The organism is Kribbella sp. NPDC006257 (assembly GCF_040613535.1).
Lineage (GTDB): Bacteria > Actinomycetota > Actinomycetes > Propionibacteriales > Kribbellaceae > Kribbella.
In genome coordinates this window covers 217,751-236,223 of record NZ_JBEXSJ010000005.1, presented here as the reverse complement: position 1 = coordinate 236,223, position 18,473 = coordinate 217,751, and the positions used below count along the sequence as shown (strand labels likewise).

Annotated in this window: 19 protein-coding genes; 8 read left to right on the top strand and 11 right to left on the bottom strand. The window is 67.3% G+C overall.

The features are described 5' to 3' along the window. Positions 1–37 precede the first annotated feature (37 nt). Together ABZ004_RS09040 and ABZ004_RS09035 are read left to right on the top strand one after the other, a co-directional pair. A complete protein-coding gene (locus ABZ004_RS09040; protein ID WP_355679236.1) occupies positions 38–877 on the top strand; it encodes an alpha/beta hydrolase in 840 nt (279 codons plus the stop codon). Then, positions 870–1,436: a WHG domain-containing protein gene (locus ABZ004_RS09035; protein WP_355679235.1), complete on the top strand. Its 567-nt coding sequence runs from the start codon at positions 870–872 to the stop codon at positions 1,434–1,436. Before ABZ004_RS09040 ends, ABZ004_RS09035 begins: the two co-directional genes overlap by 8 nt. A 68-nt stretch (positions 1,437–1,504) precedes the next feature. On the opposite strand, the gene ABZ004_RS09030 is transcribed toward ABZ004_RS09035, so the two are convergent. Then, positions 1,505–1,978 carry a ribonuclease H gene (locus tag ABZ004_RS09030; RefSeq protein WP_355679234.1) on the bottom strand — a complete coding sequence of 158 codons (474 nt, stop codon included), beginning with the start codon at positions 1,976–1,978 and terminating at the stop codon, positions 1,505–1,507. Positions 1,979–2,089: 111 nt separating this feature from the next. On the opposite strand from ABZ004_RS09030, the gene ABZ004_RS09025 reads away from it, so the two are divergent. From ABZ004_RS09025 to ABZ004_RS09005, 5 genes are all read left to right on the top strand, one after another. Further along, positions 2,090–2,599 carry a MauE/DoxX family redox-associated membrane protein gene (locus ABZ004_RS09025; RefSeq protein ID WP_355679233.1) on the top strand — a complete coding sequence of 170 codons (510 nt, stop codon included), beginning with the start codon at positions 2,090–2,092 and terminating at the stop codon, positions 2,597–2,599. A 13-nt stretch (positions 2,600–2,612) separates the two neighbouring features. Next, on the top strand, positions 2,613–3,122 hold the full coding sequence (locus ABZ004_RS09020) for a hypothetical protein (protein WP_355679232.1): 510 nt from the start codon (positions 2,613–2,615) through the stop codon (positions 3,120–3,122). Beyond that, a complete protein-coding gene (locus tag ABZ004_RS09015) occupies positions 3,119–4,978 on the top strand; it encodes an ABC transporter ATP-binding protein (protein WP_355679231.1) in 1,860 nt (619 codons plus the stop codon). Before ABZ004_RS09020 ends, ABZ004_RS09015 begins: the two co-directional genes overlap by 4 nt. Continuing rightward, positions 4,975–5,409 (top strand): S26 family signal peptidase, encoded by a 435-nt coding sequence (locus tag ABZ004_RS09010; protein WP_355679230.1) that lies wholly within the window; start codon positions 4,975–4,977, stop codon positions 5,407–5,409. The genes ABZ004_RS09015 and ABZ004_RS09010 overlap by 4 nt, the downstream gene beginning before the upstream one ends. Before the next feature lie 98 nt (positions 5,410–5,507). Continuing rightward, positions 5,508–5,702: a hypothetical protein gene (locus ABZ004_RS09005; protein WP_355679229.1), complete on the top strand. Its 195-nt coding sequence runs from the start codon at positions 5,508–5,510 to the stop codon at positions 5,700–5,702. 81 nt (positions 5,703–5,783) lie between these two features. Here ABZ004_RS09005 and ABZ004_RS09000 read toward each other — a convergent pair whose 3' ends face one another. Genes ABZ004_RS09000 through ABZ004_RS08990 form a run of 3 tightly spaced genes read right to left on the bottom strand, consistent with a single transcriptional unit; the run spans position 5,784 to position 9,723 of the window. Further along, positions 5,784–8,645: a BTAD domain-containing putative transcriptional regulator gene (locus ABZ004_RS09000; protein WP_355679228.1), complete on the bottom strand. Its 2,862-nt coding sequence runs from the start codon at positions 8,643–8,645 to the stop codon at positions 5,784–5,786. Between the two features lie 39 nt (positions 8,646–8,684). Continuing rightward, on the bottom strand, positions 8,685–9,320 hold the full coding sequence (locus ABZ004_RS08995; protein ID WP_355679227.1) for a TMEM175 family protein: 636 nt from the start codon (positions 9,318–9,320) through the stop codon (positions 8,685–8,687). Between the two features lie 43 nt (positions 9,321–9,363). Continuing rightward, positions 9,364–9,723 (bottom strand): hypothetical protein, encoded by a 360-nt coding sequence (locus tag ABZ004_RS08990; RefSeq protein ID WP_355679226.1) that lies wholly within the window; start codon positions 9,721–9,723, stop codon positions 9,364–9,366. Positions 9,724–9,809: 86 nt separating this feature from the next. Between ABZ004_RS08990 and ABZ004_RS08985 the strand changes: the two genes are divergently transcribed. Beyond that, the gene (locus tag ABZ004_RS08985; protein ID WP_355679225.1) at positions 9,810–10,382 is read left to right on the top strand and encodes a TetR/AcrR family transcriptional regulator; all 573 of its coding nucleotides are present in this window, start codon (positions 9,810–9,812) and stop codon (positions 10,380–10,382) included. Here ABZ004_RS08985 and ABZ004_RS08980 read toward each other — a convergent pair. From ABZ004_RS08980 to ABZ004_RS08950, 7 genes are all read right to left on the bottom strand, one after another. Beyond that, positions 10,356–11,570 carry an acetate kinase gene (locus ABZ004_RS08980; RefSeq protein ID WP_355679224.1) on the bottom strand — a complete coding sequence of 405 codons (1,215 nt, stop codon included), beginning with the start codon at positions 11,568–11,570 and terminating at the stop codon, positions 10,356–10,358. The genes ABZ004_RS08985 and ABZ004_RS08980 overlap by 27 nt on opposite strands. Further along, entirely contained in the window at positions 11,567–13,645 is a 2,079-nt protein-coding gene (gene pta, locus ABZ004_RS08975; RefSeq protein WP_355679223.1) for a phosphate acetyltransferase, read from the bottom strand. The genes ABZ004_RS08980 and pta overlap by 4 nt, the downstream gene beginning before the upstream one ends. A gap of 56 nt (positions 13,646–13,701) precedes the next feature. Then, positions 13,702–14,160: a GNAT family N-acetyltransferase gene (locus ABZ004_RS08970; RefSeq protein ID WP_355679222.1), complete on the bottom strand. Its 459-nt coding sequence runs from the start codon at positions 14,158–14,160 to the stop codon at positions 13,702–13,704. A gap of 353 nt (positions 14,161–14,513) precedes the next feature. Next, complete coding sequence (locus tag ABZ004_RS08965; protein WP_355679221.1) at positions 14,514–15,578, bottom strand: LacI family DNA-binding transcriptional regulator; 1,065 nt, start codon at positions 15,576–15,578, stop codon at positions 14,514–14,516. A gap of 10 nt (positions 15,579–15,588) precedes the next feature. Further along, positions 15,589–16,710 carry a glycoside hydrolase family 172 protein gene (locus ABZ004_RS08960; RefSeq protein WP_355679220.1) on the bottom strand — a complete coding sequence of 374 codons (1,122 nt, stop codon included), beginning with the start codon at positions 16,708–16,710 and terminating at the stop codon, positions 15,589–15,591. 26 nt (positions 16,711–16,736) lie between these two features. Continuing rightward, a complete protein-coding gene (locus ABZ004_RS08955) occupies positions 16,737–17,576 on the bottom strand; it encodes a carbohydrate ABC transporter permease (RefSeq protein WP_355679219.1) in 840 nt (279 codons plus the stop codon). Then, positions 17,573–18,463 carry a sugar ABC transporter permease gene (locus ABZ004_RS08950; RefSeq protein ID WP_355679218.1) on the bottom strand — a complete coding sequence of 297 codons (891 nt, stop codon included), beginning with the start codon at positions 18,461–18,463 and terminating at the stop codon, positions 17,573–17,575. The genes ABZ004_RS08955 and ABZ004_RS08950 overlap by 4 nt, the downstream gene beginning before the upstream one ends. Positions 18,464–18,473: the final 10 nt, after the last annotated feature.

Sequence of the window (18,473 nt, the reverse complement as noted above, 5' to 3'; positions counted from 1 at the left end):
TCTGGCTAATCAAATTCGCCTAAGCTCGGAGCTTGTGATGACTGAATTCGTCAGCGTCGACGGCGGCTCGATCGCCTATCAGGTGTTCGATGGCGACGGGCCGCTGGTTGTGCTTGCCCACGGCATCGGTCATGACCGCAAGGGGTTCCGGTTCATGGCGCCGCTCCTGGTGGACGCCGGGTACCGGGTGGTCTCGGTCGACCTGCGGGGCTGTGGCGAGTCGAGTGTGCAGTGGCCGTCGTACAGCCGGACCGACATAGCGGGCGACCTGCTCGCCGTGGTCCGCCACCTCGGCGGTCCAGCCGTCCTGGTCGGTCATTCGGTCTCCGGCGGCGCCGCCACCATCGCGGCCGCCCAGGCGCCCGAGCTGATCTCGGGAATCGTCGAACTGGCGCCGTTCACCCGCAAGCAGTCGATCAAGCTGGGCGACCTGATGCGGATCAGCCGTTACCGCAAAGGCATGCTGCGGGTGATGGGCACAGTTCTGTTCGGCAGTCTGTCGATCTGGCACCGCTACCTCGACGTTGCGACCCCAGGCACCAAGCCGGCCGACTGGACCGAGTGGCTGGCCCAGAACGACGCCACGCTGAGCGAGCCCGGCCGGATGAAGGCGTTCCAGAAGATGGGCCAGTCGCCGCCCACCGATGCCGGCGCCCAGCTGGGCAACGTGCGCTGCCCGGTCCTGGTCGTCGAGGGTTCGCTCGACCCTGACTGGGCGGACCCGCGGAAAGAAGGCGAGGCGATCGTCGCCGCGTTGCCGGCCGGTCTCGGCCGGCTGGAAATGATCGAGGGCGCAGGTCACTACCCGCACCTCCAGTTCCCCGACGAGGTGGTGGCTCTGGTGTCCGCCTTCGTGCAAACGAACAGCCGTGCCTAGAGCAGGTCTGGCGCCGGCCGTGGTCGTCGCGGCCGGTGCCGACCTTGCCGACGAGGTCGGCTTCGCAGGGGTGAGCATGGGGTTGCTGGCCGAGCGCCTCGGCGTACGGACTCCGTCGCTGTACAAGCACGTCGATTCCCTCGAGGCGCTTCGCCGCGGGATCTCCATCCAGTCCAAACACGAACTTGCCGGCACGCTCGCCCGGGCCGCCGTCGGACGATCCGGCCCGGACGCGGTGCACGCCTTCGCCGGCGCCTATCGCCGCTGGGTGCTCGACCACCCCGGCCGGCATACGGCCACTGTCCGCGCTCCCGCACCCGACGACGAGGAGGACCTCGCCGCCGCCGGTGCACCCGTCCAGGTGCTGTTCGACATCCTGGCCGGCTTCGGGCTCCGCGACGCCCGCGCCATCGACGCCGCCCGCGCGCTGCGCTCGGCCATCCACGGCTTCACCGACATCGAGAGCTCCGGCGGCTTCGGCCTCCCCCGCAACATCGACCGCAGCTACCGCTTCCTGATCGACACCCTCATCACCGGCCTGCAAACCGACCAGCCCTAACCGCCAAGGGCCTTTCTGGTCCAGACCGGTAACCCTGTGCGCTGAAAGACTGCACCTCGTCACTCTCGTCAGAGTTGGGGGAAGCAGGCGGCGACGGCCAGGGTGTCGACGAAGTCGTTCATCTCGTGGCCGGAATGGCCCTTCACCCACTGGAAGGCGACATCGCCTCGCTGGACCACCAGCGAGACCAGGGGTTCCCACAGGTCCCGGTTGGCGACCGGCTTCCTTGCCGAGGTGAGCCAGCCTCGCTCGATCCACCCTGTGTGCCACCCGTCGCGGAAGCAGTTGACGACGTAGGTCGAATCCGAGACGACCAGCAGCGGACCGTCGTTCGCCCGTACGGCCTCGAGGGCGGCACGGATCTCCATCCGCTGGTTCGTGGAGGCCGCCTCGTGACCGGCCGAATACTCGGTCGTCGACAGCGCCCAGGCCCAGCCGCCAGGTCCGGGGTTCCGCGAGCAGGCTCCGTCGGTGAACACGGTCCGTGCGCCGATGGGGACTGCCATATCGGCCGGACGAGGACGGCGAGTGCGAGTCTTCACGGCGAAACCCTACGTCCGGTCGGCCGATCGCGGTTGTACAGCGGCTGTGCAGGTGTCTGTATGCCGGGCTCCTAGCCTCCACTCCGGGAGTCAACGAACCTAGGAGCGAATGTGGAGTACCTGACTGTTGCGAGCCAGGCGTTGCTCACCTCGGTCTTCGGGTGGGCGGCGGTGTCGAAGGTTCGCACGTTCGCGAGCTTCCGGCAGTCTCTGCGACAAATGGTGCCCGGCCGGTACGTCGGTGTCGTAGCGGCTGCGATCGTCACGGCCGAATCGGGTTGTGCGCTGGCCGTTCCCGTGTCGGCCGTGGTCGGCCTGATGGCGTGTCTCGGGGTGCTCATAGTGTTCTGCCTGGGGATCGGTGTGCTGCTGGTGCGCGGGGTCAGCGCATCGTGCGCCTGTTTCGGCGCCGGCGGGGCTCCTCTCGGCCGCAAGCATCTGGTCCGCAACGGCCTACTCGCCGGGATCGCGCTCAGCGGGCTGGTAACGAACATCGACACCGCTGGCGAGCTCCAGATGGCCGGCGTTCTCACCGCAGTGTTCGCCGGACTGATCGGCGCCGCACTGCTGGTCTCGTTCGACGATCTCGCCGAGTTGTTCATGCCATCGACCGCACGCTGACACAGGAGTTCCGATGCCGTATCTGACCGCCGCCGTCGTTCTCCTCGCTGTCCTGGGCATGCTCAATCTCCTGCTCACACTCGCCATCGTCCGGCGTTTGCGAACAATGAATCAACAGCCGCCACCCGAACCGCTGATCCAGGGGAACGCGATCCGTCCGTTCACCACCAAGACGATCGACGGCCAGATCGTCTCGGAGCGCGACCTGCGCGGTGGCCGGTCCCTGGTCGGGTACTTCTCCCCCGGCTGTCCGCCCTGCGAGGCCGCGCGTCCGCGGTTCGTCGCGTACGCCGCCGGGCTGGATCGCGAGCGCGTGCTTGCCGTGATCGTCGACGGCACCGCCGAAGACGCAACCGATGATCTCGCGGCCGTGGCTCGGGTGGCACGAGCCAGTGAACGTGACAGCGTGGTCGAGGCGCTGTCGGCGTACGGCTATCCGGCCGTGTTCCTGCTCGACGAGGACGGCCGGGTCCTTGCCGCCGACACGACCGTCGACGGATTGCCGCTGGTGACCGCGCGGTGAGCAGATTCGCCGCCACCCGTTCGGCTGTGTATCTCACCTGGCAGGCGGCGCCGCACCTGGTGATCGGCCGGGCCCTCGTCACGGTCGTCCAGGGCATCGCACCGCTTGCCGCCGCGTGGTGCACGAAGTACACGCTGGATCGCCTGACCGGGCCCGATCCGACCGTCTCCCTCGTTGCGCCGCCAGTTCTGTTGCTCGCCCTCAGTGCATTGCTGGTCGGTGTCCTTACGCCCGTCGACAATTACCTCGGCAACGAGCTCGGCCGGCGCGCCGGGCTCGTTGCCCGGCGCCGTCTGTTCGATGCCGTCGCCGGGCTGCAGGGCCTGCGGCGGTTCGAGGATCCCGAGTTTCTGAACCGGCTCCGGGTCGCCGATTCACCGGGATCCAGCACACCATGCCAGCTCCTCAGCGAACTGCTGAGCGCCGGAAAAGCGGTGGTCGTGGTCGGCGGCTTCGTGACGTCGATGCTCACCCTGAGTCCGCTGGTCACCGCCGTCGTCGTACTGGCGGCGGTGCCGGCCGTACTCGCCCAGCTCGCGATGAGCCGGCGGCGCGCGGCACTGCTGTGGAACACCAGTCCGCTGGAACGACGGGAGATCTTCTACAGCAGTCTGCTCACCCAGATCCAGGCAGCCAAGGAGATCCGGCTGTTCGGCTTGGCCGGGTTCTTCGGTGATCGGATGCTGGCGGAGCGACGGTCCGCCGACGTACTGCGTCGCGGCGTCGACCGCCGTGACTTCGCCACCCAGACCGGCCTCGCGCTGCTGGCAGCACTCGTCAGCGGCGCGGGCCTCGTCTGGGCGGCGTTCACAGCGGTCGGCGGCAGCCTCACGGCCGGTGACCTCACCATGGTGGTCGCCGCGGTGGCCGCGTTGCAGAGCGGGATCAGCGGTGCGGTGATGGCGGTTGCCGAGCTCAATCACGATCTGCTGGTCTTCGAGCATTTCCGCGAGGTCGAACGGACCGAGCCGGACATCCTCGAGCCGGCCCAGCCCAGAGCCTTGCCGGTACTACGGCATGGGATCGAGTTCCGGAACGTCTGGTTCCGCTACGGCGACGACCTGCCCTGGGTGCTGGCAGGGGTTGACCTGACAATCCCCGCGGGCTCCGCGGTCGGCCTCGTCGGACACAACGGCGCGGGCAAGAGCACGCTGGTCAAGCTGCTCTGCCGTCTGTACGACCCGACCCGTGGCGCGATCCTCTGGGATGGGGTGGATCTTCGGGACGTCCCCGTCGCCGATTTGCGAGTGCGCATCGGAGCGGTTTTCCAGGACTTCATGTGCTACGACCTGACCGCGGCCGAGAACATCGGTCTCGGCGACCTGGGCGCGATCGACGACCTGGAACGGATCGAGGCCGCGGGTCGCAACGCCGGTGTCGACGCGACGGTTCGCGCGCTGGGCAAGGGCTACCGGACCTTGCTCAGCCGCAACTTCACCGACGAGACCGACGAGACCGACGAGAGCGATGAGTCCGATGAGTCCGACGAGGGCGATGAGCCGGCCGGGACCGGCGCGTTCCTGTCGGGTGGCCAATGGCAGAAGCTCGCCACCGCCCGGGCGATGCTGCGCGAGGACCGCGATCTGATGATTCTCGACGAGCCGAGTTCCGGTCTGGACGCCGACGCCGAGCACGACCTGCACCACCGTCTCCGCGCTCTCCGCCGAGGCCGCACCAGCGTCCTCATCTCACACCGGCTCGGCGCGCTCCGGGAAGCGGACCTGATCATCACCTTGTCCGATGGCCGCGTCGTCGAGCAAGGCAGCCATCACGCCCTGCTCGCCCGCAGCGGCGTGTACGCCGGCCTCTTCCGCAAGCAGGCGTCTGGCTACCAGTTGGAGGAGCTGGCCCAGTGATCCGGCCGTTCCTCGCCACGGCCGTGTTGTCGGGGGCGATCCTGTGCTGGATGCGCGCCCGCTACGTCGTCGTCACCGTCGACGGCACCAGCATGCAACCGGCGTACCGGCCCGGAGACAGACTGCTGGTACGCCGGACGTCGGCCGACCGGCTTCGGCAGGGGGATGTCGTCGTCGTGACCGCATCCCCGGCAACGTCACCTCCGTACGGCGCTGTCGGCGACCGTCGATGGGTGGTGAAGCGGATCGCGGCCCTGCCCGGGGAGGAGGTGCCATCCGAGGTCGTCCGCAGCGTGCGACAGCAGACCGTTCCGCCCGGGCAGCTGATCCTGCTCGGAGACAACTCGGCCAACAGCATCGACTCGCGGACGGCCGGCTACTACGCCGGCGACCGGGTGCTCGGCGTCGTCCTGCGCCAACTCGGCCGATGACAGCGCCTGTATGCACCATCGATCCCGATCTGTACGCCGCGCGCCTAGCGTCACCGTCAATCCGGTCGACCCGACCGGCTGACCCAGGAAGGACTCGCATGCTCACCAGAATCAGGGCTGTTGCGGACCAGGCGCTGGCGCGGATCGTGCCCCAGGCAGAGGCCTCGGCCTGTCCCGTGACCTACTACGACTACAAGTGCCTCGACCACGTCAAGTTCCGGCGGACGTGCTACCGGAACGTCGAGTGCGCGACCATCAGCTGCGGTGCCTGGCAGCACGTCGGGAGCTGCTGACCGTACGCCGTCCCGGGGTGGCACGCGTCACCCCGGGACATCGCCGGCCTGCAACGCCTCGCCACCCAAGGCCGGCACTCGTCAGCTGGTGGCCAATGCCGTGTCGCGCTCCGGGTCGGCGGCAGGATCCGCAGCGGCAACGAGCACCTGGGATCGGGCAGTCAGCTGCCCCACTACCTCGCACAGTTCCAGTGCCCTCGCCAGATCGTCCTTGGCCTCGACAACGCGGCCGAGACGATTGAAGACCTGCATCCGGGCGATCCGGCCTTCCCTCTCGAGATCCCTGGCGGACAGATCGACGGTCAGTTCCACCAAGGCATCCAGGTGCAGCAAGGCTTCCTCCAACTGGTCTGCGGCCAGATACGCCCGCCCTAGCTGGTACTGCGTGTAGGCCTGCCCGACACGGTCTCCGACCCGCTTCCGAATGCCCAGACTCGCCAGCAGATGCTCGACTGCCTTCGCGTTGTCGCCGGCCCAGCGCGCATTCATCCCCTGGGTGTTCAGGAGGATTCCGAGGGCAACCTCGTCGCTATCGCCGACCAGATCCAGCGCTTCCGTCACCAGAGACTCGGCAGCATCGAAGTCACCGCTCTCGGTGCTGAAGATGGCCAACGTGTTGAGTGCCGACACGAGCCTGGCGGTCTCCCCCGCCTTCCGGGCCAGCTCGATACCACGCGCGACGTACTCGCGGGCAAGCGTCCGGTTGCCGAGTCGCTGATGGCAGCTGGCCAGATAACGCCAGCAGTCGGCCGCCTCGACGGTGTCGCCGTTCCGCTCGGCGATGCGGGCCAGCGTCTCGTTGAGTTCGATTGCCTCAGGCAACCGCTGGTCACGTTCCAGGTCGACCGAGAGCGCGTCGACGATGACCGTGGTCGGCCGGTAGAGCGCGGCCGGCCCGCGATCGGCGATCCGCACCATCGCCCGGAGCGCCTCGCGCTCGGACTCGAACCAGACCGCCGCCTGGTGGATCGTGTCGCACTGGGGACGCGTTGCCTGCTTGGCAATCGACAGCACCAGAGGAAGATCACGTCGTACCGGCCGGAGCTGCTCGCGCGCCTGTCGCGAGGCCTCGGCGCAGTAGCTGAAGACACGCTTCAGGGCAGCCTCGCGTTCATGCTCGGTCAGCTCGTGCTCAGCGAGTTCAGCAGCGAACAACCTCAGGAGATCGTGCAGCACGAATCGCCCCGCCCGAGGCTCGACCGCATGCAGGTCGACTAGCCGGCAAAGCGCCAACTTGAGCTCTGCCTGGGTGACATCGGCGAGTGAGGCCAGCACCTCCTCGCCGTACGACGGCAGCGGCAGCGCACCCATCAGCCGGAAGATCTCGGCGGCCGTGGATTCGCCGGGCTTGTCACCGAAGCGCAATGCGTCGAAGGTCGCCGCGAATGCCGCCCGGACGCTGACGTCATCGGTGCTCAGCTCGTCCAGCCGGCGGCGGTCGTCAGCAAGCTGCCGGGCCAGCTCGCCGAATGACCAGTCCGGGCGTGAGGCACGGCGAGCCGCCGCAATGCGAAGAGCGAGTGGCAGCCGTCCGCAGAGCTCCGCCACATCGGCGACCGCACTCTCGTCCTGCTCACCGGGTGGGCCGTACTCCGTCAGTGTGGTGCGGGCCGCTGCCGGAGACAGCACGTCCAGCGAGAGACACAGAGAAGCGTCCAGCGTCGTGAGTCGACGTCTGCTGGTCACCAGGGCGGTGCAGTTCCCGCTAGCCGGAAGCAGTGGCAACACCTGTTGGGTGTGACTGGCATTGTCGAGTACTAGCAGGAGGGCGCGATCAGCTGTGATGGTGCGGAACCGAGCGGCGAGTTCGTGCTCGTCCAGGCTGGTCTGATGCGGGTCGCCCAACGCACGGAGGAGTCCGGCGAGCGCGTGCACGCTGGACACTGGTTCAAGTCCGGTCGTGGTTCCGCGGAGGTCGACGTACAGCTGTCCGTCGGGATGTCTGGCGGTGAGCAGATGCGCGGCCCGCAACGCGAGCGCGGACTTGCCAACGCCTGCCTGCCCGTCGATCGACACCACCCTCGGCTGTGCCGGATCCCGGGCTGCACCGGAGCACACCGCGATGATCGCGGCCAACTCGTCATCGCGGCCGACCATCACCCGGCTGTCCCGCGGCAGCTGTCGCGGAACCTCGGGCACCGGCGTACCGGAAGTTCTGACGCCTGCTTCCAAGGCAGGGTCCCGGGCCAGGATCGCCTGCTGCAGGTCACGAAGCTCCTGGCCTGGCCGCATGCCTAGTTCCCGGTCCAGCGCATCGGTTGCCGCCCGGTAGGCGGCTAATGATCCGGCGACATCACCGCTGCGGTACAGCGCGGTCATGAGCACCGCCCACAACCGCTCGCGGGTGGGGTGATCGGTCAGCAGCACCCGCACTTGGGTCACCGTCTGGCCCAGGTCAGCGAGCTCCAGGCGCAGCAGCAGGCTGTCCTCCAGAACAAGCAGGCGCTGTTCGTCGAGCAGGCCCAGGTGTCGCGCCAGCGGGATATCGCCGGGCAGGTCCTCACCACATCGGCCGCGCCACTGGTCGAGTGCCTCGCGCAGTCGGCTGTCTGCCGCCGACTGATCTCCGGCAGCCAGCTCCGCCCGGCCGCGCGACACCAGTTCGCTGAACCGTTCGACGTCCGACTCACCTGGACCGATGACCAGCTCGTAGCCGCCGTCCCTTGCCAGCAGGCGATCACCGATCACCCGGCGCAGGCCGGACGCGTAGGTACGAAGGTTCGCGGTCGCCGATTGCGGCGGCTCGTCCCAGAGCAGGTCGGCCAGCCGTTCCAGCGCGACCCGCCGGTTCGAGTTCAGCAGCAAGGCCGCCAGCAGCCCACGCTGCTTCGGTCCACCCAGCAGCAACTCCTCGCCACCACACGTCACCGACAGCGGCCCGAGGATCCGAAAATCGAACTGGTGCAACGACTCCAGCGCCCCACACCCCCTTGCCCATCGCACAAGACGCGCCTGAGTCTACGACCTGCCCGACTCAGCTGGTCAGCGCGCTGATGCCAGCGATCTGCGGTTCTGGTACTCGACGAAGCCGCGCAGGGCCAGATAGCCCACGGCCCAGACAAGCATCGTCCACCGGCCGATGAGGAGTGCGATCGGCATCGAGAACAAGAAGAGAATCGTTGTTCCGGCGGTCCACGCCCGGATGCCACTGATCACCACACGCGGCGCCGTCGCGTGGACGAGTCCGGCACGGACGGTATGGCGCACCAGCAGATACATGGCGCCGCTCAGGAAGGTCATAGCGGCCGAGAGCACGATCACACCCACACTGTTCGGCACGTCGCCGAGCGTCTTGCTCGCCCACGGAATCAACACGTAGCCGAACAGGACGAGAAGGTTCAGCGTGATGAGCGGCGCATCGCTATGGCTGACGTAGGTGAAGAACAGGTGATGCGCGATCCAGGCAGGCGCAATCACCGCGAACGAGACGATGAAGGCCAGGTAGTGCGCGCCGTGCTCGCTCAGCGCCGCCCACAGGTGCGACGGATCGGCGGCCTCGGGCACCGGCAGTTCGATGGCCAGCAGCGTGAGCATGATGGCGATGACCGCATCGGAGAAGAAGAGCATGCGTTCCAAGCCATAGGCCTTCGGCGTCTCCACCGTTTCCGCTTCGGACATGTGTCCTTCCCCAGTCAGTACGTACGCCGTCCTTTTGCTCAGGTCAGTGGGAGAGCATCCAGCTCCAGCGGCGGAACTGGAGGATGCAGGCGGTGAGTGCCAGCAGGACCACCAGGTACGCCGGTATGCGCGGCCATGCGGCGAAAGCGGCGACGCACGCGGCGACCGGCTGCAGCAACTCCAGTGCGATGGCCGGCCGGGCCGACAGAGCGACCGGGTTCTTCTGCTTCTTCGCGCCCGGCATGCCGAAGATGGTGGGCAGGCCGATCAAGAAGACATCGGCCAGCACCGCGAGCCAGACGGAATGCGGCGCCAGCGCCCAGGGTGCCGCGACCCACGCGATGATCTCGACCAGGAACCGCGGTACCGATGCAGTCAACGCATCGGGCGCAATGTCCGGCATTCGCTTGTCTCCTCTGTCCGCTGGGTGCCGCACCGTTCCGGGGTACCCTAACGCTGTTAGGGTGCCGCTGGAAAGGGGTTTCACCCATGCGCGCAGGACCGGCGTTGCGCCATGGACCGATCGCCTCGGCCACGCTCAGCCGGCTCACGCCGCGAGCACAGGAGATCGTCCGGGTTGCCCGCGAACTACTGGACCGCGAGGGCCCTGAGGCGCTCTCGATGCGTCGCATCGGCAGCCTGGTCGGGATACGGGCCGCATCGCTGTACGAGCACCTCCGCGACAAGCAAACGTTGGAGGCAGCCTTGATCTCACTGGGATTCGAGGAACAGGCCGACCTCTTCGACAACGCAGTAGCAGCGAGCGACGACCCGCTGGCCGCTCTCGCCACGGCGTACCGGCAGTTCGCGCACAAGCAACCGCACCTCTACCGCCTGATGACTGAACGGCCTCTCCCCCGCGACCGCCTCACCCCCGGCGTCGAAGCAGCCGCCGCCAAAGCCCTCCTCGACGCCACCCACGGCGACCTGGACCAAGCCCGAGCCTTCTGGGCCTTCGCCCACGGCATGGTGATCCTCGAACTCAACCAACGCTTCCCACCCACCGCAAACCTCGACCCCACCTGGCAAAAAGGCCTAACCGCCTTCCGCGACACCCAGTAGGCACGGCTTGTTCTCATGCAGAAGGGCGAGGGTTTCGCGGGCGATTTGCCATTCCTCGTTGGTGGGGATGACTAGTACGGCGACGGGGCTGTCGTCGGTGGAGATGGTGAGGGCGCCGGCAAGATTGCGGTCGGCGTCGAGGTTGATGCCGAGGCGTTCGAGACCTGTCAGGGAGGCGGATCGGACGGGTGCGGAGTTCTGGCCGACGCCGGCTGTGAAGACGATCGCGTCGACGGTGCCGAGGGTGGCGTAGTACGCGCCGACGTACTTCTTGATCCGGTAGCAGTAGATGTCGAAAGCCAGTTGCGCGTGTGGATCACCGGCTGCGCGGCGGGCGTCCAGTTCGCGGAAGTCGTTCTGCCCGGCGAGTCCTTTCAGGCCGGAGGAATGGTTGAGCGCGTGGTCGACGTCCTCGAGGCTCCAGCCGAGTTCGCGGACCAGATAGGCATGGATCGCCGGGTCCAGATCACCGGACCTGGTGCCCATCACCAAACCTTCCAACGGAGTCATCCCCATCGAGGTGTCGACCGAGACTCCACCCCGCACCGCTGTCGCCGAGCAACCGTTGCCCAGGTGCAGCACGATCAGGTTCACCTCGCCGCTAGAGCGACCGAGCAGGCGCGCCGCCTCCGCGGAGACGAAGGCGTGCGACGTACCGTGAAAACCGTACCGGCGGACGCCATGATCGTCACGCCAGTCCAGCGCGACCGCATACGTGTAGGCCTCCGGAGGAAGGGTTTGATGGAAGGCCGTGTCGAAGACCGCAACCTGCGGGAGCTGCGGAAAGAGCCGCCGAGCCACCCGGATACCTTCGAGGTTCGCCGGGTTGTGCAGTGGCGCCAGCGGCACGAGTTCGGTGACCGCGGCAACCATCTCGTCGTCGATCAGAACGGGGTCGCCGAACCGGGATCCACCGTGGACAACTCGGTGGCCGATGGCAACGACCCCGTCGAAGGACGGGCCGTGAGACGAGAAGGCGTTCAGCACTGCTCGGAGCGCGTCCTCGTGCGTAGCGATCTCGAGACTCGTCCGTACTTCGCCCTGTGGACCGCGGTGGACCTGCTGACCGGACGGCTCCCCGATTCGCTCGACCAGACCCGAAGCGGCCGCCTCACCGGAGATTCCGTCGATCAGGCTGTACTTCAGCGACGACGACCCCGCATTGATCACCAGAACGCGGCTACTCACAGCTCGCCCTTCTGAGCCTGTACTGCGGTGATCGCCACGGTGTTGATGATGTCGCGCACAGTGGCTCCCCGGGACAGGTCGTTCACCGGCTTCCGTAGCCCCTGCAGCACCGGCCCGACCGCCACCGCATTCGCCGAACGCTGCACTGCCTTGTAGGTGTTGTTGCCGGTGTTCAGGTCCGGGAAGATGAACACGGTAGCCCGGCCGGCCACCTCCGAGTCCGGCAGCTTCGTCCGCGCCACCGCGCTGTCGATCGCCGCGTCGTACTGGATCGGCCCCTCGACCGGCACCTGTGGTGCCCGCTCGCGGACCAGATTCGTTGCCCTCGACACCTTTTCGACATCGGTCCCGGTGCCGGAGGTCCCGGTCGAGTAGGACAGCATCGCGACCCGCGGCTCAACCCCGAACGCCGCCGCGGTCGCCGCCGACGAGATCGCGATGTCGGCCAGCTGCTCGGCCGACGGATCCGGGTTCACCGCGCAGTCGCCGTACACCAGAACCTGGTTCTCCAAGCACATGAAGAACACCGAGGACACGACGGACACACCGGGCAGCGTCTTCACGACCTCCAGCGCCGGCCGGATCGTGTGCGCGGTGGTGTGCACCGCACCCGACACCATCCCGTCGGCCAGCCCCAGCTGCACCATCATCGTGCCGAAGTACGAAACGTCCCGGACCACCTCGCGAGCCTTGTCCAGGTCGACGCCGCGATGCTGCCGCAACCGGTGGTACTCCTGGGCGAACCGCTCCCCCAACTCCTCGTCGTCCGGGCTGAGGACGCGCGCCGACGAGATGTCGACGCCGAGCGCAGCCGCCTTGGCGCTGATCACCACCGGGTCACCCAGCAACGTCAGCTGCGCGACACCACGCCGCAGTACGACGTCCGCCGCGCGCAGGATCCGCTCCTCCTCCCCCTCCGGCAGCACGATGTGCTTGCGATGGGCAACCGCCTCGTCGACCAGTTGGTGCTCGAACATCAACGGTGTCACCACCGCACTGCGCGCCACCTCGAGCCGGTCCAGCAACGTCACGCCGTCGACGTGCCGGTCGAACAACGCGAGCGCCATGTCCACCTTGCGCGGCGAGTCCTTCGTCAACCGGCCCCGGACGGCGGTCACCGCCGTCGAGGTCGCATGCGTCCCGAGCCCGGTCTCGATCAACGGCATCGTGCTCCCGACCCCCTCGATCAGCCGGAGAATCTGCTCCGGCAGCGCGAAGCCGCCGTTGAGGAAGATCGCCGACACCTGCGGGAAACTCTGCGATGCATGCGCCATCAGGACGCCGACCACCACCTCGGGACGATCCGCCGCGGTGATCACCGCAGCGCCCTCGACCAGCCGGTCGAGCACATTGGGCATCGTCATCGCGGCAACCACCAAACCAGTGACCTCACGGGACAACAGCCCGGCGTCCCCCCTGAGCAGCCGGCCGTCGACCGCACCCATCAGATCGGTCACGGTAGGTGCACTCAGCAACGGCTCCTCCGGGATCCCGTACGCCGGTACGCCGGGACCCGCCATCGCCGCCACGGCAGACTCAAGCTCGTCCGGGGCGACCCGGTTGGCAATGATCCCCAGCAGAGAACCGTGATTCGCCGCCAACTCGGCCGCCGCCATGTCGGCCAAGGTCCCCAGGTCTTCCGGACTACGCCCGGCACCGTTCAGCACCAGCAGCACCGGCGCACCCAGATTGGCAGCGATCCTCGCGTTGTAGGAGAACTCCGTCGGCGTACCCACGTCGGTGTAGTCGCTTCCCAGGATGAGCACCGGGTCACCACGCTCGGCAACATCGCGATACCGCTGCACGATCCGGTCCAGCGCGGCATCGGGGTCCTTGTGCACCTCGTCGTACGTGACACCCACGCACTCGTCGTACGTCAGTGAAACGGCGTCCTGCGAGATGAGCAGATCCAGCACGTAGTCGCGCCCACCGAACAAGGCACCGTCCGGCCGCACGATCGGGCGGAACACCGACACCCGCTCGACCCGCCGCGACAGCTGCTGCAACACCCCCAACGCAACCGTCGACTTCCCGGTGTACCCCTCCACCGACGCGACATACACGCTGCTTCCCATACCTGAAGCCTAACCACCTCCGGGCCGCTGCCCGGGAACTCTGACACCGGCGGCTGTCAGAGTTCTCGGTCGAGCCAGATTCTGTCTCTGAGCGGTATGCCGTCGATCACGATGCCTTCGGCGTACCCCTGGTCCGGGCCGAAGGCATCACGCTCGACCCGCAGCATCCGGAAACCCTGCAGCTGGTAGAACCGCAGGTTGCGGGTGTCCGCCGCGGCAGTCGAAACGATCATCCTCCGAATCCCTTGCTCCCGGCACCGCTCGACCGCTGCCGCCACCAGGGCACTGCCGACGCCACCACCTCGACGGTCGCCGGCGACCGCCAGACTCTTCAGCTCTACCTCGCCGCTTTCGCCACCCACCAACTGCAGCTCGCCGACAAGCTCGCCGCGGTCCTCGGCGACGAACACCTCGCCGGCCTGCAGATACCCGTCGATCGCCCGATCGGAATCGTCCGCCTCCCGGAACAGCGGACGCAGTACCGTCCGATCACCCTCGAAAATCAGCACTCGCATGCCCCGATGGTGCCATCCCCGACCGTTCCCGGCCGGTGATTTACCGGAACTCAGACCGCCAGAGTCCGCAGATGAACCTTGTACTGCGCCAGGAAGATGATTCAGGCGATGTAGGGGATCGTTTGCGGGCCTTCCGGCAGGATGCAGACGCGGGCGGAAGGCCCGGCCCAGTCGCACTCTCATTCGGCCGAACTCCTTCGATGAATCGTGGCCTTGGTGCAAACATCATACGTATGCTAAACGAACCGCTAGTCGTGCCGGAGCGCGGAAAGTCGTGGACGTGCCGGCCATCGATCTCGAGAAGCTGCGGGGGTGAAGTAATATCGCGGACGCATGCCGGCCTTCCGGTGGTGTCAATGGTTGTTCTGGGCAACAGACTCACGAACGACGACCGGGCAGGGCAGCAAGGTCGGGTGCGTCGATCGGTACCACGAGGTGCTGCTGCTCTGGATGAGCCGGGTCAAGGTGGCCACCGCCCAGGCGCCCATCTCGTAGTGCGGCAGGGCGACGGTGGTGAGCGCCGGGTAGACACTGGCCGCGATCGGCGCCTGGTCGTCGAAGCCGACGATCGACACGTCATCGGGAATTCGCAGCCCGAGCTCCTGAGCCGCCCGGTAGGCGCCCATCGCCATCCGGTCGTTGTAACAGAAGATCGCCGTCGGCCGATCCGCACGATCAAGCAACTCGAGGCTGGTCGTGTACCCGCCGCCGGCCTCCGAAACCCCCGAGGCGATCAGCCGGTCGTCCCGCGGGATCCCTGCCTGCTCGAGACCCCGGAGGTACCCGGCCAGCCGGCCTTGGGTCGCCGGAACCTCGATGCTCGAGTCTGCGAACGCGATCCGCCGATGACCGGCGTCGACCAACAGGGCGACGAGATCGGCCGCCCCATTGGCCTCGTCCGGTAGCACGGCCGGTACGACGCCCTGCCGGTCGAGGGCTCCTATCAGCACCGCCGGTACCGCGCGCAACTCGCGCGGTACCGACACCTCGTGGTGGAAGACGGTGGCGTAGATGATGCCGTCCACCTGACGTTCGATCAGCGCCCTCGCGTCGGCGCGGCGGGCGTCCGCGCCGGCGTCGAGATGCGAGTTGATGATCGCGAGCGTGAGGTTGTGCCGGCTCGCCTCCTCCTGCGCGCCGAGGATGATCCGGCCGGCGTGCGGGGTGGTCGCGATCTCCTCGGTGAGCAGCCCGATCATGTCCGACGCGCGGGTTCGCAGCCCGCGGGCAAGCCGGTTCGGGGTGTACCCCAGGGTCCGGGCGACCGATCGCACCCGGTCCCGGGTCGCCTCACTCGTTCGCGTGTGCGGAGTCTCGTTCAGCACATGCGAGACCGTCGTGACGGACACCCCCGCCGCGCGCGCGACATCCCGGATGCCCACCTTCGGCGTGACCGCTTCCTCGTCTGCCCCGCTCATCGGTTCGACCTCACTCGTCCCAGAGGCCGTGCTCCGGCCAGCGTCGCGGTAGCCGCTCCTCGACCGGTGGCAGCTCGGCATGCGGGGCATGCTCGCCCAACTGGTACCAGTAGGCGACGCTCGAGTAGTCGTTGCCCTGATCGTTGGCATGTCCGTGCTCGATCGACACCCGCAGGCTCTTCGCGAACCGGACCGGGTCCTCGATGTGCCAGCGGAACATACTCCACAAACCGAAGTGTTCCTGCGGGCTCGCACCGAGCGTGATGCCGTGGTACGGACCGGCATACTCCCCACTGGGGAATCCCCAGGCGGCGCCGAAGTAGTCCTCCGTGCCGGTCCCGTGCAAGGACGGCGGCCAGACCTCCCCGTCGATGAAGAACATGTCGTCGCCCTCCCCAGGCCAGGTGAACACCTGGTTGGAGGCGTCGAAGTTGTCGATGCTCAGCACGCAGCCAACGTAGTGCCCGGTGCCGATCGCATCGAGGATCACATAGTTGTCGTCACCGGTCAGGTTCGTCCCCGGCAGGTCCCACGGTGCCGGGTTCTCCAGACCAGAGCTGTGCCGTACGGCGGTTGTCGGCTTCTCCTGCCGGTAATACGCATGGAAGCGAGCCACGTCGTCCGGGATCGGCTGGTCGCTGAGCTCGTAGTCGACGTAGTAGAAGAGGTTCTCGATCGGCTGATCGCTCTCGTTGCGGATCTGGATCTTCGCGTGGCTGCCGAACGGCATCGGGAAGTAGCTGTTCATCGCGGCCGCGAACGGACCCTTGGGACCCCGCCGCGGACCGAACACGGCATTCAGCGGAAGGGAGATGTAATGCTTCGCGACCGCGTGCCCGACACCGAAGAAGTCGCCGAGCGGCGCGCGGACGCTCGGGTTCTGCTCGCCGTCCCAGAACATCTCGATGACGAGCTTGCGCAGGTACTTCTCCGAGTAGCACCGCGTGGTCAGCCAGATGTGCTCGATCCGTCCTGCCCCGCTGATGTCGGCGATCACGAAGGTCTCGCCCGCGGGGACGACCGCGAAGTCACGGTTGCCGCCGGTGCGGTCCCAGCTCGACTCGCGGCGCGATCGGCCGGACTTCACGTGCGCCAGGCCGCCGAGCGGGCTGTTGGGTTGCCAGAATTCCATATCTTTTCTCCGGTGGTCGAGTGGTGTCAGCCCTTGACGGCGCCGAGGGTCAGGCCGGCGACGATGTGCCGCTGGAGTGCGAGGGTGAGCAGGATGACGGGGACCGAGTAGACCGCCGAGAGCGCGGTCATCCCGCCCCAGTCGAGGCCGAACTGGGTCTGGAAGTTGGCGATCACGATCGGTGTGGTCTGGGCCCGCACCGACGTGAGCAGCAGCGCGAACAGGAACTCGTTCCAGGACGCGAGGAAGGCGAAGATGGCGGTGACCGCCAGGCCACCGGAGACGACCGGCAGTACGACGTACCGGAACGCCTGGAGCCGGCCGCTGCCGTCGACCTTCGCGGCTTCTTCGAGCTCGCCCGGGACCGCCTCGAAGAAGCTGGACATCAGCCAGATCGACAGCGGCAGCGAGATCGTGGTGTGGGCGATCGCCAGCCCGATCGTGGTGTCGGAGATGCCGAGCCGCCGCATCGTCTCGACCAGCGGCGCCCCGACCGCGATCGTCGGCACCATCCGGGTGATCAGTGCCGCGACCACGAAGATGCGCCCGCTCGGCGTCCGGAAGCGGGTGATCGCGTACGCCGCCGGCACCCCGAGAGCGAGCGAGAACGCCGTACTGAGCACCGCTGTTGCGACACTGTTGATCAGGGCCGGTACGACGCCTTCCTTGCTGAGCGCTGCGACGTAGTTGTCGAGCGTCCACTGCGATGGCAACACCTGGGGCGGTACGGCGATCGCGTCGAGCGGCGTCTTGAACGACGTCAGCAGCAGGTAGACGAAGGGGAATCCGTACAGCACCAGTACGGCGATCAGCGCGCCCCACAGGATGATGCGCGCCGGCCGGCGACGGGTCTCGAGGCCGTTCATGCCTGATCACCCCCGGGCCGCCAGATGGCGAAGATCGCGATCGTGGCGACCACGAGCATCCCGATCAGATAGACGGTGCCCATCGCGCTGGCCAGACCGGGATCGCCGTTGCGCGTCATCGTGCGGTAGATCAGCAGGCTCAACGTCGTCGTACTGTCCTGTGGCCCGCCGTTGGTCTGGATCAGGATGATGTCGAACGCGCGGGCCGCATCGATGCCGCGGACGATCAGCGCCACCGCGATCACCGGTCGCAGCAGCGGCAGGATGATCCGGAACAGCAGCGTCGGGAACCGTACGCCGTCGATCCGGGCGGCCTCGATGACGTCACCCGGCACGTTCTGCAGTCCCGCGAACAGGACGAGCGTGATGAACGAAGTCGTCAGCCAGATGTCCGGCAGCGCCACCGAGAACAAGGCGATGTCCGGATTGCTCAGCCAGGCGATCTGGTCCGTGCTGTGCAAAAGTCCGACCCGGCGCAGGAGCTCGTTGAGGATGCCGAAGTTGTCGATGAGCAGGAATCGCCACAGCAGGCCGGCTACCACCGGGGCGACCATCAGCGGATACATGAACACGGTCCGGAACACTGCCGACCGATTGCCGATCGCCGCGAAGACCAGCGCCACGGCAAGCCCGAAGGTGAACTCGAGCGCGACCACGATAACCATGTAGACGATCGTCCGCAGGGCGGCTCCCTGGAAGGCCGGCGAACCGAACGCGGTCGCGAAGTTGTCGAATCCCACGAAACTCCGCGGGCCGCCGGCCATCGGCGAGATCTCGTAGAACGCGTTCGTGACGAATCTGAGCAGTGGCCACGCCACGAACGCGGCCAGGAAAAGTGCGGCCGGCGCGATCAGTGCGAGCGCGAAGCGGCGGTCGGTAAGGCGCACGAGAGTGTCC

Bases quoted from the DNA above. Each gene is read 5' to 3' on its own strand.
- pta (WP_355679223.1), bottom strand. From the start codon at position 13,645: ATGGGAAGCAGCGTGTATGTCGCGTCGGTGGAGGGGTACACCGGGAAG.
- ABZ004_RS08960 (WP_355679220.1), bottom strand. From the start codon at position 16,710: ATGGAATTCTGGCAACCCAACAGCCCGCTCGGCGGCCTGGCGCACGTG.
- ABZ004_RS08965 (WP_355679221.1), bottom strand. From the start codon at position 15,578: ATGAGCGGGGCAGACGAGGAAGCGGTCACGCCGAAGGTGGGCATCCGG.
- ABZ004_RS09040 (WP_355679236.1), top strand. From the start codon at position 38: ATGACTGAATTCGTCAGCGTCGACGGCGGCTCGATCGCCTATCAGGTG.
- ABZ004_RS08990 (WP_355679226.1), bottom strand. From the start codon at position 9,723: ATGCCGGACATTGCGCCCGATGCGTTGACTGCATCGGTACCGCGGTTC.
- ABZ004_RS09020 (WP_355679232.1), top strand. From the start codon at position 2,613: ATGCCGTATCTGACCGCCGCCGTCGTTCTCCTCGCTGTCCTGGGCATG.
- ABZ004_RS08970 (WP_355679222.1), bottom strand. From the start codon at position 14,160: ATGCGAGTGCTGATTTTCGAGGGTGATCGGACGGTACTGCGTCCGCTG.
- ABZ004_RS08995 (WP_355679227.1), bottom strand. From the start codon at position 9,320: ATGTCCGAAGCGGAAACGGTGGAGACGCCGAAGGCCTATGGCTTGGAA.
- ABZ004_RS08955 (WP_355679219.1), bottom strand. From the start codon at position 17,576: ATGAACGGCCTCGAGACCCGTCGCCGGCCGGCGCGCATCATCCTGTGG.
- ABZ004_RS08985 (WP_355679225.1), top strand. From the start codon at position 9,810: ATGCGCGCAGGACCGGCGTTGCGCCATGGACCGATCGCCTCGGCCACG.
- ABZ004_RS09005 (WP_355679229.1), top strand. From the start codon at position 5,508: ATGCTCACCAGAATCAGGGCTGTTGCGGACCAGGCGCTGGCGCGGATC.